The sequence below is a fragment of the Burkholderia pseudomultivorans genome, from assembly GCF_001718415.1.
In the GTDB taxonomy this organism is placed as follows: domain Bacteria; phylum Pseudomonadota; class Gammaproteobacteria; order Burkholderiales; family Burkholderiaceae; genus Burkholderia; species Burkholderia pseudomultivorans_A.
Genome location: NZ_CP013378.1, coordinates 194,347 through 212,046 on the forward strand (window position 1 = coordinate 194,347; position 17,700 = coordinate 212,046).

Annotated in this window: 17 protein-coding genes; 16 read left to right on the forward strand and 1 reads right to left on the reverse strand. The window is 69.1% G+C overall.

What is annotated here, in order from left to right; genetic code table 11:
- Nucleotides 1-81 precede the first annotated feature (81 nt).
- Entirely contained in the window at nt 82-1,146 is a 1,065-nt protein-coding gene (locus WS57_RS13830) for a glycosyltransferase family 4 protein (RefSeq protein WP_040126426.1), read from the reverse strand.
- A gap of 657 nt (nt 1,147-1,803) precedes the next feature.
- Between WS57_RS13830 and flhD the strand changes: the two genes are divergently transcribed.
- From flhD to flhB, 16 genes are all read left to right on the forward strand, one after another.
- Nucleotides 1,804-2,124 carry a flagellar transcriptional regulator FlhD gene (flhD, locus tag WS57_RS13835; RefSeq protein WP_009690407.1) on the forward strand — a complete coding sequence of 107 codons (321 nt, stop codon included), beginning with the start codon at nt 1,804-1,806 and terminating at the stop codon, nt 2,122-2,124.
- A gap of 99 nt (nt 2,125-2,223) precedes the next feature.
- Entirely contained in the window at nt 2,224-2,778 is a 555-nt protein-coding gene (flhC, locus tag WS57_RS13840) for a flagellar transcriptional regulator FlhC (protein WP_040126427.1), read from the forward strand.
- Nucleotides 2,779-2,956: 178 nt separating this feature from the next.
- A complete protein-coding gene (motA, locus tag WS57_RS13845; RefSeq protein ID WP_009690410.1) occupies nt 2,957-3,817 on the forward strand; it encodes a flagellar motor stator protein MotA in 861 nt (286 codons plus the stop codon).
- A gap of 13 nt (nt 3,818-3,830) precedes the next feature.
- A complete protein-coding gene (motB, locus tag WS57_RS13850) occupies nt 3,831-4,850 on the forward strand; it encodes a flagellar motor protein MotB (RefSeq protein WP_040126428.1) in 1,020 nt (339 codons plus the stop codon).
- Nucleotides 4,851-4,956: 106 nt separating this feature from the next.
- Nucleotides 4,957-5,334 carry a response regulator gene (locus WS57_RS13855; protein ID WP_009690413.1) on the forward strand — a complete coding sequence of 126 codons (378 nt, stop codon included), beginning with the start codon at nt 4,957-4,959 and terminating at the stop codon, nt 5,332-5,334.
- Nucleotides 5,335-5,367: 33 nt separating this feature from the next.
- Complete coding sequence (gene cheA / locus WS57_RS13860) at nt 5,368-7,584, forward strand: chemotaxis protein CheA (RefSeq protein ID WP_069244420.1); 2,217 nt, start codon at nt 5,368-5,370, stop codon at nt 7,582-7,584.
- Nucleotides 7,585-7,632: 48 nt separating this feature from the next.
- Entirely contained in the window at nt 7,633-8,157 is a 525-nt protein-coding gene (gene cheW, locus WS57_RS13865; RefSeq protein ID WP_009692472.1) for a chemotaxis protein CheW, read from the forward strand.
- A gap of 27 nt (nt 8,158-8,184) precedes the next feature.
- On the forward strand, nt 8,185-10,146 hold the full coding sequence (locus WS57_RS13870) for a methyl-accepting chemotaxis protein (RefSeq protein ID WP_069244421.1): 1,962 nt from the start codon (nt 8,185-8,187) through the stop codon (nt 10,144-10,146).
- A 3-nt stretch (nt 10,147-10,149) separates the two neighbouring features.
- Nucleotides 10,150-11,133, forward strand: coding sequence for a CheR family methyltransferase (locus tag WS57_RS13875; protein ID WP_059514776.1), 984 nt, complete (start codon nt 10,150-10,152; stop codon nt 11,131-11,133).
- The gene (gene cheD / locus WS57_RS13880) at nt 11,130-11,933 is read left to right on the forward strand and encodes a chemoreceptor glutamine deamidase CheD (protein ID WP_069244422.1); all 804 of its coding nucleotides are present in this window, start codon (nt 11,130-11,132) and stop codon (nt 11,931-11,933) included. The genes WS57_RS13875 and cheD overlap by 4 nt, the downstream gene beginning before the upstream one ends.
- 59 nt (nt 11,934-11,992) lie before the next feature.
- Nucleotides 11,993-13,024 carry a protein-glutamate methylesterase/protein-glutamine glutaminase gene (locus WS57_RS13885; RefSeq protein WP_269466199.1) on the forward strand — a complete coding sequence of 344 codons (1,032 nt, stop codon included), beginning with the start codon at nt 11,993-11,995 and terminating at the stop codon, nt 13,022-13,024.
- A gap of 65 nt (nt 13,025-13,089) precedes the next feature.
- Complete coding sequence (cheY, locus tag WS57_RS13890; RefSeq protein ID WP_006754880.1) at nt 13,090-13,485, forward strand: chemotaxis response regulator CheY; 396 nt, start codon at nt 13,090-13,092, stop codon at nt 13,483-13,485.
- A 1-nt stretch (nt 13,486) separates the two neighbouring features.
- Nucleotides 13,487-14,224: a protein phosphatase CheZ gene (gene cheZ / locus WS57_RS13895; RefSeq protein WP_009688644.1), complete on the forward strand. Its 738-nt coding sequence runs from the start codon at nt 13,487-13,489 to the stop codon at nt 14,222-14,224.
- Between the two features lie 213 nt (nt 14,225-14,437).
- On the forward strand, nt 14,438-14,941 hold the full coding sequence (locus WS57_RS13900; protein ID WP_059514779.1) for a DUF2844 domain-containing protein: 504 nt from the start codon (nt 14,438-14,440) through the stop codon (nt 14,939-14,941).
- 16 nt (nt 14,942-14,957) lie between these two features.
- The gene (locus WS57_RS13905) at nt 14,958-16,256 is read left to right on the forward strand and encodes a DUF3443 domain-containing protein (RefSeq protein WP_059603531.1); all 1,299 of its coding nucleotides are present in this window, start codon (nt 14,958-14,960) and stop codon (nt 16,254-16,256) included.
- A gap of 249 nt (nt 16,257-16,505) precedes the next feature.
- Nucleotides 16,506-17,696: a flagellar biosynthesis protein FlhB gene (gene flhB / locus WS57_RS13910; RefSeq protein WP_040126436.1), complete on the forward strand. Its 1,191-nt coding sequence runs from the start codon at nt 16,506-16,508 to the stop codon at nt 17,694-17,696.
- Nucleotides 17,697-17,700: the final 4 nt, after the last annotated feature.

Genomic DNA, 17,700 nt, shown 5'->3' on the forward strand with positions numbered 1-17,700 from the left:
GCTCTTTGGTTGCCTCTTTGGTTTTTCGCGCGCCGATTTCGCGCGCGATTTTTACCGAATATTTCCTGCCATATTCCGGTGTCAGGCACCGGCAACCCGGCGCAGTGCCGGTTGCCGGCTCGTCGCGCAAAGCGATTCGTAGGTTTCGACATAGCGCTGCGCCATCGCCTTCGAGCTGAAACGCGTCTCGAAACGGCCGCGAATCGCGTCGCGCGACAGGCTGTCGATCCGGTGCAGCGCGCCGACCGCACCCTGCACGTCCTCGACGATGAAGCCCGTCACGCCGTCCTCGATCACCTCCGGCACCGAGCCGCGGTTGAACGCGACGACCGGCGTGCCGCAGGCCATCGCCTCGATCATCACCAGGCCGAACGGCTCCGGCCAGTCGATCGGGAACAGCAGCGCCTTCGCCCCGGACAGGAATTCGGGCTTCTGCGCCTCGTTGATCTCGCCGATGAATTCGACGTGCGCCTGGCCGAGCAGCGGCTCGATCACTTCCTTGAAGTAGTCGGCGTCGGCCTTGTCGACCTTCGCGGCGATCTTCAGCGGCAGCCCGCTTTGCGCGGCGATCCGGATCGCGGTATCGACGCGCTTTTCGGGGCAGATCCGGCCGAGGAACGCGAGATATTCGGGCTTCACGTCCTTGCGCGGCGTGAGCAGCGTGTCGGGCAGCCCGTGATAGACGGTGCCGGCCCACGCGGCCTGCGGCAGCGGCTTGCGCTGGTTGTTCGAGATCGACACGACCGGCGCGTCGGGGAACGCGTCGAACACCGGCTGCAGCTCGGGCAGGTCGAGGCGGCCGTGCAGCGTCGTCACGTACGGCACGTCGAGGCGCGACATCAGCGGGAACGGCAGGTAGTCGAGGTGGAAGTGCAGCACGTCGTACTCGTGGGCGACGCGCGCCACCTGTTCGATCAGGCGCATATGGGGCGCCATCGAATCGCGGATCGACGGGTCGAGGCGCAGCGCGCGCGGCCAGGCCGCCTCGAGGCGGGCCGAGGTGACCGAGTCGCCGCTGGCGAACAGCGTCACGTCGTGGCCGAGGTCGACGAGCGCCTCGGTGAGGTAGGACACGACGCGTTCGGTGCCGCCGTAGAGTTTCGGCGGGACGGCTTCGTAGAGCGGCGCGATCTGGGCAATGCGCATGGACGTTCTCCTGTGTGGATCGGCGTCGGCGCGTCGCGCCCGTTTCCGATCCGGAACCGGTTTGCGGAACCTGCCGGCGGCACCTTCTGCGGTGCGCGGCCGGCCCTCGAACAAGGTGTGCGGGGCGCCGGGCGGCAGGCTGCGGGGCGGGCCGGCACGGCTCGCGCCGCCGCCCATTGGAGTTCATTATCGGGATCAGCCTGCGGGGTTCGAGTGTTTTTTCAAACACTTAAGGCTTGTTACACGATGAAATACGCAAAAACCCCGAGAAATAGTGCGCATAAACACGCGTGGCGATAGTAATAAGAATTGTTGCGCCAGCGTGAAAAAGCACTATAATTTTTACCGATTTATCGGCCGGCAGCCTTGCCGGGCGGCCTTCCCCGGCATGGCGGCGCATCCGGCGCCGAATTCGCCAGCCCATTTTCCTTTCCATTGCGCGCTGTCATCGACCTTGTCGGAAAAATTCCTACACGGTTTACAGACAAATCCTGCACGGCATACGCCACTTCGCTGATACCGGCATAAATCCCGTTTGGCCAAAATTCGCCCTGTAAGACTTATAAAGATGCCGACGGCGCGCCGAGGGCGCGGCGATCGAGCAAACGTTTTCATAACATGAATGGCCAAGGCAGTGAATTTGCAAACGGGGGAATCATGAGCGCGACCAGCGAAATGCTCGGTGAGATCAAAGAGGTCAATCTGTCGTACCTGCTCCTCGCACAGCGCCTGCTGCGCGAAGACAAGGCGATGGGGATGTTCCGCATGGGCATCTCGCAGGAGCTCGCCGACGTATTGTCGAACCTCACGCTCGCGCAGACCGTGAAGCTCGCCGCATCGAACCAGATGCTGTGCCGCTTCCGCTTCGACGATCACGCGCTGCTGTCGTCGCTCGCCGACAAAGGGCGCAGCGACGTCGTCACGCACGCGCACTCGGCCATCCTGATGGCCGGCCAGCCGGTCGAAAGCGTCCGCTGATCCTTTTTCCGCCCTGCGTCTGTCCCGGCGCGCCGCGTCGGCGGGCGGCGCATGCGCGCGGCTATCCGAACGAACAACGACACGCGAACGGTTATCACCATGGCAAGCAAAAGCGTCGTGATCGAGGTGAAGGAAATCACCCTCGCCATCGAACTGATCGAACTGGGCGCCCGGCTGCAATTGCTGGAGGCGGAGACGAGCCTGTCGCGGGATCGTCTGATCAAGCTGTACAAGGAACTGAAGGGCGTCTCGCCGCCGAAGGGGATGCTGCCGTTCTCGACCGACTGGTTCATGACGTGGCAGCCGAACATCCACTCGTCGCTGTTCTACAACATCTACCGGTTCATGCAGGACCACGGCCGCTGCGAGCCGATCCAGGCGATCGTGAAGGCCTACCGCCTCTATCTGGAACACGTGTCGCTGTCCGGCGACGAGGCCGCGCTGAGCCTCACGCGCGCCTGGACGCTGGTGCGCTTCTTCGATTCGGGGATGCTGCAGATGACGCCGTGCACGCGTTGCGGCGGCCATTTCGTCGCGCATGCGCATGATCCGCATCAAGGTTTCGTCTGCGGCCTGTGCCAGCCGCCGTCGCGCGCGGGCAAGACCCGCAAGGCCGCCGCCGCCCGCGCGGAACTGGCCGCCGCTGCCGCCTGAGCCCCGCCGGGCGGGGTTCGCGCCGAATCCGCGACGTCGCGGCCGGCGTCGCATACCGGCTGCGGATTGCTGGTAAACACCGTCCGGACGCCGCCGCGCGAGCGCGAAAGTTTTCCTGCCGACTGCCGTAAACCACTTAACGGCGGCCTCCCCGCCGGTCATTCGTGAGGGACAGGCAGTGCTGATTATCGTAGGAACACTCGTGACGCTGTTGTCCGTCTTCGGCGGTTATGCGCTGGCAGGCGGGCATCTGGGCGCGCTGGTCCAGCCCCTCGAGATCCTGATGATCGCGGGCGCCGGCGTCGGCGCATTCATCCTCGGCAACGGCATCAAGACCATCAAGGCGACGCTGCGCGTGCTGCCGACGCTGTTCAAGGGCTCGAAATACACGAAGGACGTGTACATGGAGCTGATGGCGCTGCTGTACGTGCTGCTCGCGAAGGCGCGCAAGGAAGGCACGCTGACGCTCGAGGCCGACATCGACGATCCGGACAAGAGCCCGATCTTCACGCAATACCCGAAGATCCTCGCCGACCGCCACATCGTCGAGTTCCTGACCGACTACCTGCGGCTGATGGTCGGCGGCAACATGAACGCGTTCGAGATCGAGAGCCTGATGGACGAGGAGATCGAGACGCACCACGTGGAAGGCGAGGGCCCCGCGCACGCGCTGATGCGCGTCGGCGACGCGATGCCGGCGTTCGGCATCGTCGCGGCGGTGATGGGCGTGGTCCACACGATGGCGTCGGCCGACAAGCCGCCCGCGGTGCTCGGCGCGATGATCGCGCAGGCGCTGGTCGGCACCTTCCTCGGGATCCTGCTGTCGTACGGGCTGATCGGCCCGCTCGCGAGCCTCGCCGAGCAGCGCGTGGCCGAGTCGACCAAGATGTTCCAGTGCATCAAGGTGACGATCCTCGCGAGCCTGAACGGCTACGCGCCGGCGATCGCGGTCGAGTTCGGCCGCAAGGTGCTGTTCTCGACCGAGCGGCCGTCGTTCGCCGAGCTCGAAGAGCACGTGCGCCGCGTGAAGGCGAAGTGACGCGGAGCGGCCGATGAGCAAGAGCAAGGATCGCGCGATCGTCGTCAAGCGGGTGGCCCCGCAGAAGAAGGGCCATCATGGCGGCGCATGGAAACTCGCGTACGCGGATTTCATGACCGCGATGATGGCGTTCTTCCTGCTGATGTGGCTGCTGAGCGCGGTCACGCCGGTGCAGCTGAAGGGCATCGCCGAATACTTCAACACGCCGCTGAAGGCCGCGCTGTTCGGCAGCGGCGACCGCAGCTCGCAGGACTCGAGCATCATCAACGGCGGCGGGCGCGACCTGTCGAGCGTCGACGCGGGCACGCTGCGCCGCACCGACGGCACGACGCCGCTCGCCGAGCGCGTCGCGAAGCCGGTCGACGAGGCCGCGCAGGCGCAGCTGCAGGGTGCGCTCGAACGGCGCGAGCAGGCGCGCCTGCACGACCTGCAGATCAAGCTGATGGCCGCGATCGAGGCGAACCCGACGCTGCGCCAGTTCAAGCAGCAGATCCGCATCGACTCGACGCTGCTCGGGCTGCGCATCGAGATCGTCGATACGCAGAAGCGGCCGATGTTCGCGATGTCGAGCGATCGCGTCGAGCCGTACATGCGCGACATCCTGCGCGAGATCGGCAAGACGCTGAACGACGTGCCGAACCGCATCGTCGTCCAGGGCCACACCGACGCGGTGCCGTATGCGGGCGGCGAGGGCGGCTACAGCAACTGGGAGCTGTCGGCCGACCGCGCGAACGCGTCGCGCCGCGAGCTGATCGCGGGCGGCATGGACGAGGCGAAGGTGATGCGCGTGATCGGCCTCGCGTCGACGCAGAACCTGAACAAGGCCGACCCGCTCGATCCGGAGAACCGCCGGATCAGCGTGATCGTGCTGAACCGCAAATCCGAAGAGGCGCTGATGCGCGACGACGCGACGACCACCACGCTGTCGGCCGACGCCGCGGGCTCGAAGCTGCTCGCGCAGCAGCTCGCCGGCCCGTCGCCGGCCGCGCGGCCGGCGCCGCCCGCGCTCGCCGCATCCGCGCCGAAACCCTGACGTTGACCCGATTCGAGACTCCGATGAAACGACTTTCACGCGCACTTCGTCCGTTGCCGACCGACAGGGCGGCCAGCCTTTCCGCGGCAGCCCGGCGGAGGTTCGCATGATCCGGACCATTCTCGCGATCGACGACTCCGCGACCATGCGCGCGCTGCTGCAGGCGACGCTCGCGCAGGCCGGCTACGACGTGACGGTGGCACCCGACGGCGAGGCCGGCTTCGACCTCGCCGCCACGGTGCCGTACGACCTCGTGCTGACCGACCAGAACATGCCGCGCAAGAGCGGGCTCGAGGTGATCGCCGCGCTGCGCCGGCTGAGCGCCTACGCGGACACGCCGATCCTCGTGCTGACGACCGAGGGCAGCGACGCCTTCAAGGCCGCCGCACGCGACGCGGGCGCGACCGGCTGGATCGAGAAGCCGATCGACCCGACCGTGCTGGTCGAGCTGGTCGCGACGCTGTCCGAGCCGGCCGCCACCTGACATGAACGCGATGCATCCAACCGGTAACCGGGCATGACTCTCGACATCACTCAGTTCTACCAGACATTCTTCGACGAAGCGGACGAGCTGCTCGCGCAGATGGAGCAGCTGCTGCTGAACCTCGACGTCGGCGCGCCCGACCCGGAGGATCTGGCCGCGATCTTCCGCGCCGCGCATTCGATCAAGGGCGGCGCGGCGACGTTCGGCTTCACCGCGCTCACCGAGACGACGCACATCCTCGAATCGCTGCTCGACCGCGCGCGCAACCACGAGCTGACGCTGACGAAGGAGATGGTCGACGCGTTCCTCGAGACCAAGGACGTGCTGTCCGACCAGCTGGTCGACTATCGCGCGAGCGCGGAGCCCGACGCGGCCGCCGCCGCGGCGATCTGCGCGAAGCTCGAGCGGCTGAAGGCCGAGAGCGGCGAGGGCGCGCCGGCAGAACCGGCCGCCCCCGCTGCCCCCGTGGAAGCGGCGGCGCCGGCGCCCGCCGCGCCTGCCGCCGGCGCGCGCGTGCCCGATCACGTCGTCGAGCAGGCCGTCGCGGCCGCGCATCCGGTCGCCGGCGGCGCGCCGTCCGCCGCGGCCGGCGACGACGGCCCGCACCTCAAGATCACGCTGTCGGGCGTCGACGCGAAGGACCAGGCGCTGCTCGCCGAGGAACTCGGCAATCTCGGCCGCATCGTCGGCCGCGAGACGGCGGGCGCCGATCTCACGCTGTGGCTCGAATCGGACGTGCCGTCCGACGACATCGTCGCGGTGTGCTGCTTCGTGATCGACGAAAGCCAGATCCGCATCGCGCGCGGCACGGCGCCGGCCGCGCAGCCGGCCGCCGCGCCAGCGGCAGCGACCCCGGCGGTCGCGGAAGCGGCCCCGGCCGCGCCCACACCGGCCGCCGCCGCACCGCAACCGGCCGCGACGCCCGCGCCGGCTGCCGCCGCATCGCAGCCCGCGCCGCACGCCGAGCCCGAAGCGCCGGCCGCGCCGCCGCACGCGCACCACGACGACAAGCGCGCGCGCCCGGCCGCCGCGGCCGCGTCGGGCGGCGAAGGCAGCTCGATCCGCGTCGGCGTCGAGAAGGTCGATCAGCTGATCAACCTCGTCGGCGAACTGGTGATCACGCAGGCGATGCTCGCGGAGACCGCGAGCGCGTTCGATCCGGCGCTGCACGACCGCCTGTTCAACGGGATGGCGCAACTCGAGCGCAACGCGCGCGACCTGCAGGAAGCGGTGATGTCGATCCGCATGATGCCGATGGACTACGTGTTCAGCCGCTTCCCGCGCCTGGTGCGCGACCTGGCCGGCAAGCTCGGCAAGCAGGTCGAGCTGGTCACGTTCGGCCAGGCGACCGAACTCGACAAGAGCCTGATCGAGCGGATCATCGATCCGCTCACGCACCTCGTGCGCAACAGTCTCGACCACGGCATCGAGACGGTCGACAAGCGCGTCGCCGCCGGCAAGGATGCGGTCGGCCAGCTGGTGCTGTCGGCCGCGCATCACGGCGGCAACATCGTGATCGAGGTCAGCGACGACGGCGCGGGCCTGAATCGCGAGCGGATCCTCGCGAAGGCCGCGAAGCAGGGCATGCAGATTCCCGAGAACATCAGCGACGACGAAGTCTGGCAGCTGATCTTCGCGCCGGGCTTCTCGACCGCCGAGACGGTGACCGACGTGTCGGGCCGCGGCGTCGGGATGGATGTCGTGAAGCGCAACATCCAGTCGATGGGCGGCCATGTCGAGATCTCCTCGCAGGCCGGCCGCGGCACGACCACGCGGATCGTGCTGCCGCTCACGCTGGCGATCCTCGACGGGATGTCGGTGAAGGTCGGCGGCGAGATCTTCATCCTGCCGCTGAACTTCGTGATGGAGTCGCTGCAGCCGTCGAACGACGACATCTACACGGTCGGCAACGGCGAGCGCGTGGTGCGCGTGCGCGGCGAATACCTGCCGCTCGTCGCGCTGCACGAAGTGTTCTCGGTCGAGGACGCGCGCACCGACCCGACGCAGGGGATCGTCACGATCATGGAAACCGAGGGGCGCCGCTTCGCGATGCTGATCGACGAGCTGGTCGGCCAGCAGCAGGTGGTCGTGAAGAACCTCGAAACCAACTACCGCAAGGTGCACGGCATCTCGGCGGCGACCATCCTCGGCGACGGCAGCGTCGCGCTGATCGTCGACGTCGCGGCGCTGAACCGCGAAACCCGTGCGACGCACGGCGCCCGAGCGGGCGCCGAGCTCGCGATGTTCTGACTCTCGCCATTCAACCGATTGGGGGCAAACGTGTCTGCTGAAGTCCAAATGATCAATCCGGCCGCGGCGAGCGCGGCCAATGCGACGACCGGCCGCCGCGACGCGGAGCAGGGCGACGCGACGGGCCAGGAATTCCTCGTGTTCACGCTCGGCGACGAGGAATACGGGATCGACATCCTGAAGGTGCAGGAAATCCGCGGCTACGACAGCGTGACGCGCATCGCGAACGCGCCGGAATTCATCAAGGGCGTGATCAACCTGCGCGGCATCATCGTGCCGATCGTCGACATGCGCATCAAGTTCCACCTCGGCCGCGTCGAGTACGACCACCAGACCGTCGTGATCATCCTGAACGTCGCGCACCGCGTGGTCGGGATGGTGGTCGACGGCGTGTCGGACGTGCTGACGCTGCAGACCGACCAGATCATGCCGGCGCCGGAATTCGGCGCGACGCTGACGACCGAGTACCTGACGGGGCTCGGCACGGTCGACGGCCGGATGCTGATCCTGATGGACATCGAGAAGCTGATGTCGAGCCGCGAAATGGCGCTGATCGAGACGCTCGGCGCGTAAGCGCCGGCCATTCCGGGAGAATCTGCGATGTTGCACAACTGGTCGATCCGCACGACGCTGACGGCGGTCGGACTCATCCTCGTGGCGCTGGCCGCAGCCGTCGGCGGGCTCGGCCTGTTCGCGCTGAATCACGCGAGCCGCTCGCTCGACGAGATCGCGCACGTCGACCTGCCCGCGATCCACACGCTCGACGACACCTCGTCGTATCTGCTGCGCGCGCGCGTGTCGCTCGACCGCTTCCGCTCGCTGACCGAGGCCGGCAACACGGCCGAGGCGGGCAAGGTACTCGACCGCGCGCAGGAGCTGTACACGAAGTCGAACCAGAACTGGCAGGCGTTCCAGGCGACGCCGAAGCTCGGCATCGAGCCGGCGCTCGTCGACGAGCTGGCGGCGCGCTACGCGACGATCGTGAAGGAAGGCGTCGAGCCCGAGTTCGCGGCCGCGCGCGCGGGCGACATGGCCGCGTACCACGCGGTCGCCGACACGAAGATCAGCCCGATGTTCGTCGCGTACGACCAGGCCGCGTCGGCCGTGATCGCGTCGCTGCAAAAGCGCGCCGAACAGCGCCAGGCGGCCACGCAGTCGCAGATCTCGCTGATGATCGCGCTGATCGCGGCCGGCATCGCGCTCGCGTTCGTGGTCGTGATCGCGATCCGCTTCGCGCTGCGCGGGCTGATCGTGAAGCCGCTCGAGGACGCGATCGGCCACTTCGAGCGCATCGCCGGCGGCGACCTGACGCAGCCGGTGCACGTGTTCAGCACGAACGAGATCGGCCGCCTGTTCGGCGGCATCAAGCGGATGCAGGATGCGGTCACGGCGATGGTGCAGGCCGTGCATCGCGGCACCGAGTCGATCGACGTCGGCGCGCGCGAGATCGCGACCGGCAACACCGACCTGTCGCAGCGCACCGAGGAGCAGGCCGCGTCGCTGCAGGAAACCGCGTCGAGCATGGAGCAGCTGACCGGCACCGTGCGGCAGAACGCGGAGAACGCGCGGCAGGCGAGCCAGCTCGCGGTGAACGCGTCGGACATCGCGACGCAGGGCGGCGAGGTGGTCGGCCAGGTCGTGTCGACGATGCAGGACATCGCGGTCAGCTCGGGCAAGGTCGTCGACATCATCGGCACGATCGAGGGCATCGCGTTCCAGACCAACATCCTCGCGCTGAACGCGGCGGTCGAAGCCGCGCGGGCGGGCGAACAGGGCCGCGGCTTCGCGGTCGTCGCGGGCGAGGTGCGCTCGCTCGCGCAGCGCAGCGCGAGCGCCGCGAAGGAAATCAAGCAGCTGATCGGCGATTCTGCCGACAAGGTCGAAAGCGGCTCGGCGCTCGTCGCGCGCGCCGGCTCGACGATGGACGAGATCGTGCAGGCCGTGCGCCGCGTGACCGACATCATGGGCGAGATCAGCGCCGCGTCCGACGAGCAGTCGACCGGCATCGAGCAGGTCAACCGCGCGGTCGGCCAGATGGATGCCGTCACGCAGCAGAACGCGGCGCTGGTCGAGCAGGCGGCGGCCGCGGCCGCGTCGCTCGAGGAGCAGACGCGCCAGATGAAGGCGATCGTGTCGGGCTGGCGCGTCGCGGGCGGCATCGCGCTCGCGTCGTCGCCCGCGCGTGCGCCGGCGGCCGAGCCGGCCGCACGTCACGCCGCCGAGCCGGTCGCCGCGCTGCCGGCGCCGCAGTCGGCCGCACAACCGGCCGCGCAACCGGCGCGTCGCGCCGCTGCCGCGACATCGTCCGGCGCGGCCGCTGCCGCGAGCCACGAACCGAAGCGCACGGCGGAAGCCGGCGTCCGCACCGCCGCCGCGAAGGAGGCGCCGGCCGGTCGCGGCGCCGCGTCCGCCGGCGGCTACGGGCCGCGCCTCGCGAAGGCGTCCGCCGCTCCCGCGCCTGCGCCGGCTGCGAAGCCCGCCCTGCTGCGTCCGGCGCTGCACGGCGAGAAGCCGGCGCTGGCCGCGGCCGGCACGGCGGACGACGACTGGGAGACCTTCTAAGCCATGCAGCCCGCGCGCGCACCGTTTCGACCCGATGCACCGGATGCCTCGCCACGCGCGGGCGAGCCGGGGCGCGACTTCGCGTTCACGGGCGCGGACTTCGCGCGCATCCGTGCGCTGATCCACCGCCGCGCGGGCATCTCGTTGTCCGAGCACAAGCGCGACATGGCGTACAGCCGCCTGGCGCGCCGGCTGCGCGCGCGCGGTCTCGACACGTTTCGCGACTACCTCGACCAGCTCGAACAGGAAAACGATCCGGACGAGTGGGAGGCGTTCACCAACGCGCTGACGACCAACCTGACCGCGTTCTTCCGCGAGTCGCACCATTTCCCGATCCTCGCGGAGTTCGTGAAGGGGCGCGCGGCGCCGGTGTCGGTATGGTGCTCGGCTGCGTCGACCGGCGAGGAGCCGTATTCGATCGCGATCACGCTGATCGAGGCGCTCGGCGAATCGGCGGCGCGCAGCGCGTCGATCCTCGCGACCGACCTCGACACGCAGGTGCTCGCGAAGGCCGAGGCCGGCATCTACACGTACGACCAGGTCAAGCACCTGTCGCCGGAACGGCTCAAGCGCTTCTTCCTGAAGGGCACGGGCGCGCAGGCGGGCCGCGTGAAGGTGCGCCCCGAACTGCGCGCGATGATTCGCTTCGAGCAGCTGAACCTGACCGATGCGGACTACGGGATCGCGAAGCCGTTCGACGCGATCTTCTGCCGCAACGTGATGATCTACTTCGACAAGCCGACGCAGGGGCAGGTGCTCGCGCGCTTCGAGCCGCTGGTGAAGCCGGGCGGCCTGCTGTTCGCCGGCCATTCGGAGAACTTCACTTACGTGACGCAGGCGTTCCGGCTGCGCGGGCAGACGGTCTACGAACTGACGCGCGATGCCGCACCGGGCGCACGCCTGCGCGGCGCACCCGCGCCGTCGGCGGATATCGCCGCGCCGCGCGCGCGCCTGCGGGCCGCGCCCGCCGCCGGAGAGCGCGGATGAGCGTGCTGCCGATCGCGACCAATCGCTACTTCGACAACCACTTCGGCCTGCCGGGCGTGAAGCTGCTGCCGAACGAGTTCTACACGACCGCCGACGACATGGTGCTGATGACCGTGCTCGGCTCGTGCGTCGCCGCATGCCTGCACGATCCGTTCGCGGGCATCGGCGGGATGAACCACTTCATGCTGCCCGACGACGGCGCGGATCCCGGCGCGGCGGCGTCGGAGTCGATGCGCTACGGCGCGTACGCGATGGAAGTGCTGATCAACGAGCTGATCAAGGCCGGCGGCCGCCGCGAGCGTTTCGAGGCGAAGGTGTTCGGCGGCGCGGCCGTGCTGGCCGGCATGACGACGATCAACATCGGCGACCGCAACGCGGAATTCGTGCGCCGCTATCTCGCGCTGGAGCGCATCCGCATCACCGCGGAGGACCTGCAGGGCGTGCATCCGCGCAAGGTCGCGTTCATGCCGCATACGGGGCGCGCGATGGTGAAGAAGCTGCGCCTGCAGGTGCCGGGCGTCGCCGAGCGCGAAGCCGCGCTTGCGCGCGATGCCGAACGGGCCCGCGCCGCGCGGTCGCGCGCGCAGGTCGAGCTGTTCCAGGCGAAGCGGCCGGCCGCGCCGCCGCCGGCGCGCCCGCGCATCGAGCTGTTCGGCGCGCGCAATGCGAGCGCGGGAAGCGCGGGCGGCGGTGCGGGCGCTGTACGCGCCGGAAGCCCGTACGCCGGGAGCCCGTATGCCGGGAGCCCGTATGCCGGCAGCCCGTATGCCGCGACCCCATCGAAGAAGCAGGAGGCGTGAACGTAGTGCAGAAGATCAAAGTGTTGTGCGTCGACGACTCGGCGCTGATCCGCAGCCTGATGACCGAGATCATCAACGGCCAGCCCGACATGACGGTGTGCGCGACCGCGCCCGATCCGCTGGTCGCGCGCGAACTCATCAAGCAGCACAATCCCGACGTGCTGACGCTGGACGTCGAGATGCCGCGCATGGACGGGCTCGACTTCCTCGAGAAGCTGATGCGCCTGCGGCCGATGCCGGTCGTGATGGTGTCGTCGCTGACCGAGCGCGGCTCGGAGATCACGCTGCGCGCGCTGGAGCTCGGCGCGGTGGATTTCGTCACGAAGCCGCGCGTCGGGATCCGCGACGGCATGCTGGACTACGCGGAAAAGCTCGCCGACAAGATCCGCGCGGCGTCGCGCGCCCGCGTGCGCCAGGCGCCGCAGCCGCAGGCGGCTGCCGCGCGCGCGGCGGGCGGGCACCCGGCCGCGCCGATGATCAACAACCCGCTCGTCAGTACCGAGAAGCTGATCATCATCGGCGCGTCGACGGGCGGCACCGAGGCGATCCGCGAGGTGCTGACGCCGCTGCCGCCCGACGCGCCGGCCGTGCTGATCGCGCAGCACATGCCGCCCGGCTTCACGAAGTCGTTCGCGCAGCGGCTGAACGGCCTGTGCCGGATCGCGGTGAAGGAAGCCGAGCACGGCGAGCGCGTCCTGCCGGGCCACGCGTACATCGCGCCGGGCCATGCGCACCTGCTGCTCGCGAGAAGCGGCGCGAACTACATCGCGCAGCTGTCGGACGAGCCGCCGGTGAACCGTCACCGGCCGTCGGTCGACGTGCTGTTCCGCTCGGCGGCGACGCATGCGGGCAAGAACGCGATCGGCGTGATCCTGACGGGGATGGGCCGCGACGGCGCGGCCGGGCTGCTGGACATGAAACGCGCGGGCGCACACACGTTCGCGCAGGACGAGGCGAGCTGCATCGTGTTCGGGATGCCGCGCGAGGCGATCGCGCTCGGCGGCGCCGACGAGGTTGCGCCGCTCGCCGAAATGAGCCGGCGCGTGATGGCGCGGCTCGCGACGATGGGCGACCGCGTGCAGCGCGTTTGAACGAGATGTGACGGGGCGCGCCGCGCGGCGCGCCTCGACGGAAACGAATCTGGAAAGGAACGACGATGGACAAGAGCATGAAAATCCTGGTGGTGGACGATTTCCCGACGATGCGCCGGATCGTCCGCAACCTGCTCAAGGAACTGGGCTACACGAACGTCGACGAGGCCGAGGACGGCGCGGCCGGCCTCGCACGGCTGCGCGGCGGCGGCTTCGATTTCGTGATTTCCGACTGGAACATGCCGAACCTCGACGGCCTCGCGATGCTGAAGGAAATCCGCGCGGACGCGACGCTCACGCACCTGCCGGTGCTGATGGTCACGGCCGAGTCGAAGAAGGAGAACATCATCGCGGCCGCGCAGGCCGGCGCGAGCGGCTATGTCGTGAAACCGTTTACGGCCGCGACGCTCGACGAGAAGCTGAACAAGATCATCGACAAGATGGCGAAGGCCGGGAGCTGACGTGAACGAGCCGATCCATGCCGCGCTGGCCGGCGCCGGGGTGAGTCCCGACGGGCAGCCCGAAGGCGCCGATCTCGCGAGCGACCGCATCCTCGCGCGCATCGGCCAGGTGACGCGCACGCTGCGCGACTCGATGCGCGAGCTCGGGCTCGACAAGCACGTCGAGCGCGCGGCGGAAGCCGTGCCGGACGCGCGCGACCGGCTGCGCTACGTCGCGACGATGACCGAGCAGGCCGCCGAGCGCGTGCTCAACGCGATCGAGATCGCGAAGCCGGTGCAGGAGCGCATCCAGAACGAGGCCGAGGCGCTCGACGGGCGCTGGACGCAGTGGTACGCGGCGCCGATCGAGCATGCGGAGGTGCGCGAGCTGATGGACGACACGCGCGCGTTCCTGCATGCGCTGCCGGACGCGACCGCGGCGACCAACGCGCAGCTGCTCGAGATCATGCTCGCGCAGGATTTCCAGGACCTGACCGGGCAGGTGATCAAGAAGATCATGGACATGGTCTACCTGATCGAGCAGCAGCTGCTGACCGTGCTGGTCGAGAATATCGCGCCGGAACGGCGCGAGCAGTTCGCGGCGACCGCCGCCGCGCTCGCGCTCGAGGCCGAGCAGACGAGCGCGACCGGCAGCCCCCAGTCGCTGCTGAACGGTCCGCAGATCGCGCCGGAAGGCCGCTCCGACGTCGTCCAGGACCAGGCGCAGGTCGACGACCTGCTCGCGAGCCTCGGCTTCTGACGCGCGCAGCGGGCGCGCCACCCCCTCGGGCGCCCGCTGCGCAGACCGTCCGGCCTCGCCGGTCGGCCCGCCGGGTTTCGCTGCGCCGGCCGAATTGACACGCCGCCACGGTCAGCAGGCATACTACGCGTCAGCGGCAACAAAACGTCATTTATACGACTTTCGCGATGGCCGGCGCGGGCGCCTGCATCGGGCGAGTCCCTGGGGGGGAACGTGAAGCTGAAACGTTTGGGCTGGGGCGCCGCACACGCGGCGGCGGCAATGGGCGTGCTGTGGGCGGTCCACGCGCACGCGGAACTGGGCGGCGCGCCGATGTCGCCGCCGGCGAACGATCCGGCCGCCACCGTGCGCGCGACGCAGCGCGCCATGCGCTCGGCCGACGGCGCGCAGGCGAGCGCGGCCGCCTATACGGTGCGCGAGATCACGCTCGGGTCGGGCACCGTCATCCACGAGTACACATCGGTTTCCGGCACCGTGTTCGGCCTCGCCTGGCACGGGCCGACGATGCCCGACCTCGCCTCGCTGCTCGGCAGCTATTTCCCGCAGTACACCGCCGGCGTCGAGGCCGCGCATGCGGCGCGCGGCTGGCGCGCGCCCGTGTCCGTCAGCACCAGCGACCTCGTGATCCGGACGGGGGGCCACATGGGCGCCTTCTCGGGGCAGGCATGGCTGCCGACGGCGCTGCCTGCCGGGCTGACCGGCAACGACATCCAGTGACAGCGGGAGAGCGATCTTGCGAATTCCTCGTACATTCATGCGCTGGTTCGGCCTGCTGAGTCTCGCGGCCGCGACGGCCCTGGTCGTGACGGCGTGCGGCGGCGGAGACGGCGGCAGCGGCAACGGCAACGGCGGCGGCAGCGGGTCCGGTTCGGGCAGCGGCAGCGGCAGCGGCGCGTCGGGCAATACCGCGAACACGGCGACCATCACGGTCGGCACCGGCGTGTCGAACGTGATCAACATTCCGACGGTGAGCGTGACGATCTGCGCGCCGGGCACGTCGAACTGCCAGGTCGTCGACCACGTGCTCGTCGATACCGCGTCGTACGGGCTGCGGCTCGTCGGCTCCGCGGTGTCGGGCATCCTCGGCGCCTTGCCGCAGTCGACCAGCGGCGGCGCGCCGCTTGCCGAATGCGGGATGTTCGTGTCGAGCTATACGTGGGGGTCGGTGCGCACCGTCGACCTGACGATCGGCGGCGAGCAGGCCGGTTCGCTGCCGGTGCAGATCATCGGCGATCTCGGCACGACCAACGTGCCGAGCTCGTGCGCGGGGAACCGCGCGTCGGCCAACTCGGCGAGCGCGCTCGGCGCGAACGGGATCCTCGGCGTCGGGCCCGCGCCGTACGACTGCGGCAGCAGCTGCACGAACGCGTCGTCGGCGGCGAACAGCAACTACTATGCCTGTCCGAACGGCAATTCGAGCTGCGCGACGACGCTCGTGTCGCAGTCGCAGGTGGTCGCCAATCCGGTTCATCGTTTCGCGAACGACAACAATGGCGTGATCGTGAAGATGCCGGCCGTGTCGAGCAGCGGACAGGCGAGCGCGACGGGCCAGCTGATCTTCGGGATCGGCACGCAGAGCAACAACGCGCTCGGCGCATCGACCGTGCTGAATTCGACGACGGCGGGCGACGTCGATGCGACGTTCCAGGGGCGCTCGCTGCTGACCGCGAACGGCGGCGGCGCGTTTTTCGATACGGGCTCCAATGCGTACTTCTTCGACGATTCGCAGACGATCTGTACGACCAACCGGGACTTCTACTGCCCGTCGTCGACCGTCACCTATACGGCGACGCTGGCCGGCAAGAACGGCACGACCGGCAACGTGTCGATGCCCGTGGCGAACGCGGATACGTTGTTCTCGAACTCGTCGACGTTCGCGTTCAACGACATCGCCGGCCCGATGAGCTCGACGCCGACGACGAACCCGTCGTCGTGGCTGGATCTCGGCCTGCCGCACTTCTACGGCAAGACGATCTACATCGGGATGGACCGCACGTCGATGGGCGGCGCAGCACCCTACGTCGGGTTCTGAGCGACACGAGCGGCAGCAGGCAGCAAAGGGGGCGATCGAATCGCCCCCTTTTTTCATTCGCGCGCGGCTCGCCGTGCGCATACCGCGCATCCCCTGGTTGCCGGCCGTCGGGCGGCCCCGCACCGACCCGCCCGATTCCCCGAAATACCCCCCTTTCCCGGCTTTGCTCGACCGATCGGCGTTTGACGCCTCCATGAATAATCGGTGTCACTGGAAAGCGGCATTCCGCCGTACCCGACTGGAGGCACCGTGGCAGACGAGAGCGATCTCGACAGAACCGAAGCCGCCACTCCGAGACGCCGCGAGAAGGCGCGCGAGGAGGGGCAGGTCGCGCGTTCGCGCGAGCTGGCTTCGTTCGCGCTGCTCGCGGCCGGGTTCTACGGTGCATGGCTGCTCGCGGGCCCGTCGGGCGCGCATCTGCAGACGATGCTGCGCGGCGCGTTCTCGTTCGACCGCGCGACGGCGTTCGATACGCACCGGATGCTGTCGGCAGCCGGCAGCGCGAGCCTCGAAGGCTTCGCCGCGCTGCTGCCGATCCTCGCGCTGACCGGGCTGGCGGCGCTGCTCGCGCCGATGGCGCTCGGCGGCTGGCTGATTTCGCAGAAAACCTTCGAGCTGAAGTTCGACCGGCTGAACCCGATCTCGGGCCTCGGCCGGATCTTCTCGATCCAGGGGCCGATCCAGCTCGGGATGTCGATCGCGAAGACGCTCGTCGTCGGCGGGATCGGCGGCATCGCGATCTGGCGCAGCAAGGACGAGCTGCTCGGCCTCGCGACCCAGCCGCTCGACGCGGCGCTCGTCGATGCGCTGCACCTGGTCGCCGTGTGCTGCGGCACGACCGTCGCCGGGATGCTGGTGGTCGCCGGGCTCGACGTGCCGTATCAACTCTGGCAGTACAACAAGAAGCTGCGCATGACGAAGGAAGAAGTGAAGCGCGAACATCGCGAGAACGAAGGCGACCCGCACGTGAAGGGGCGCATCCGCCAGCAGCAGCGCGCGATCGCGCGCCGCCGGATGATGGCGGCCGTGCCGAAGGCCGACGTGGTCGTCACGAACCCGACGCACTTCGCGGTCGCGCTGCAGTACACGGACGGCGAGATGCGCGCGCCGAAGGTCGTCGCGAAGGGCGTGAACCTCGTCGCCGCCCGGATCCGCGAACTCGCGGCCGAACACAACGTGCCGCTGCTCGAAGCACCGCCGCTCGCGCGGGCGCTCTATCACAACGTCGAACTCGAACGCGAGATTCCCGGCTCGTTGTACGCGGCCGTCGCCGAAGTGCTCGCGTGGGTGTACCAGCTGAAGCGCTTCCGCTCGGAAGGCGGCGCGTTCCCCGCGGTGCCGGTCGATCTCGACGTGCCGGCCGATCTCGACAAGGGCGCGTCGGTGCCTGCCGACGACGAGCGCGAGGAAGCGCAGGACGCGCTCGGAGGTGCACGATGACCAG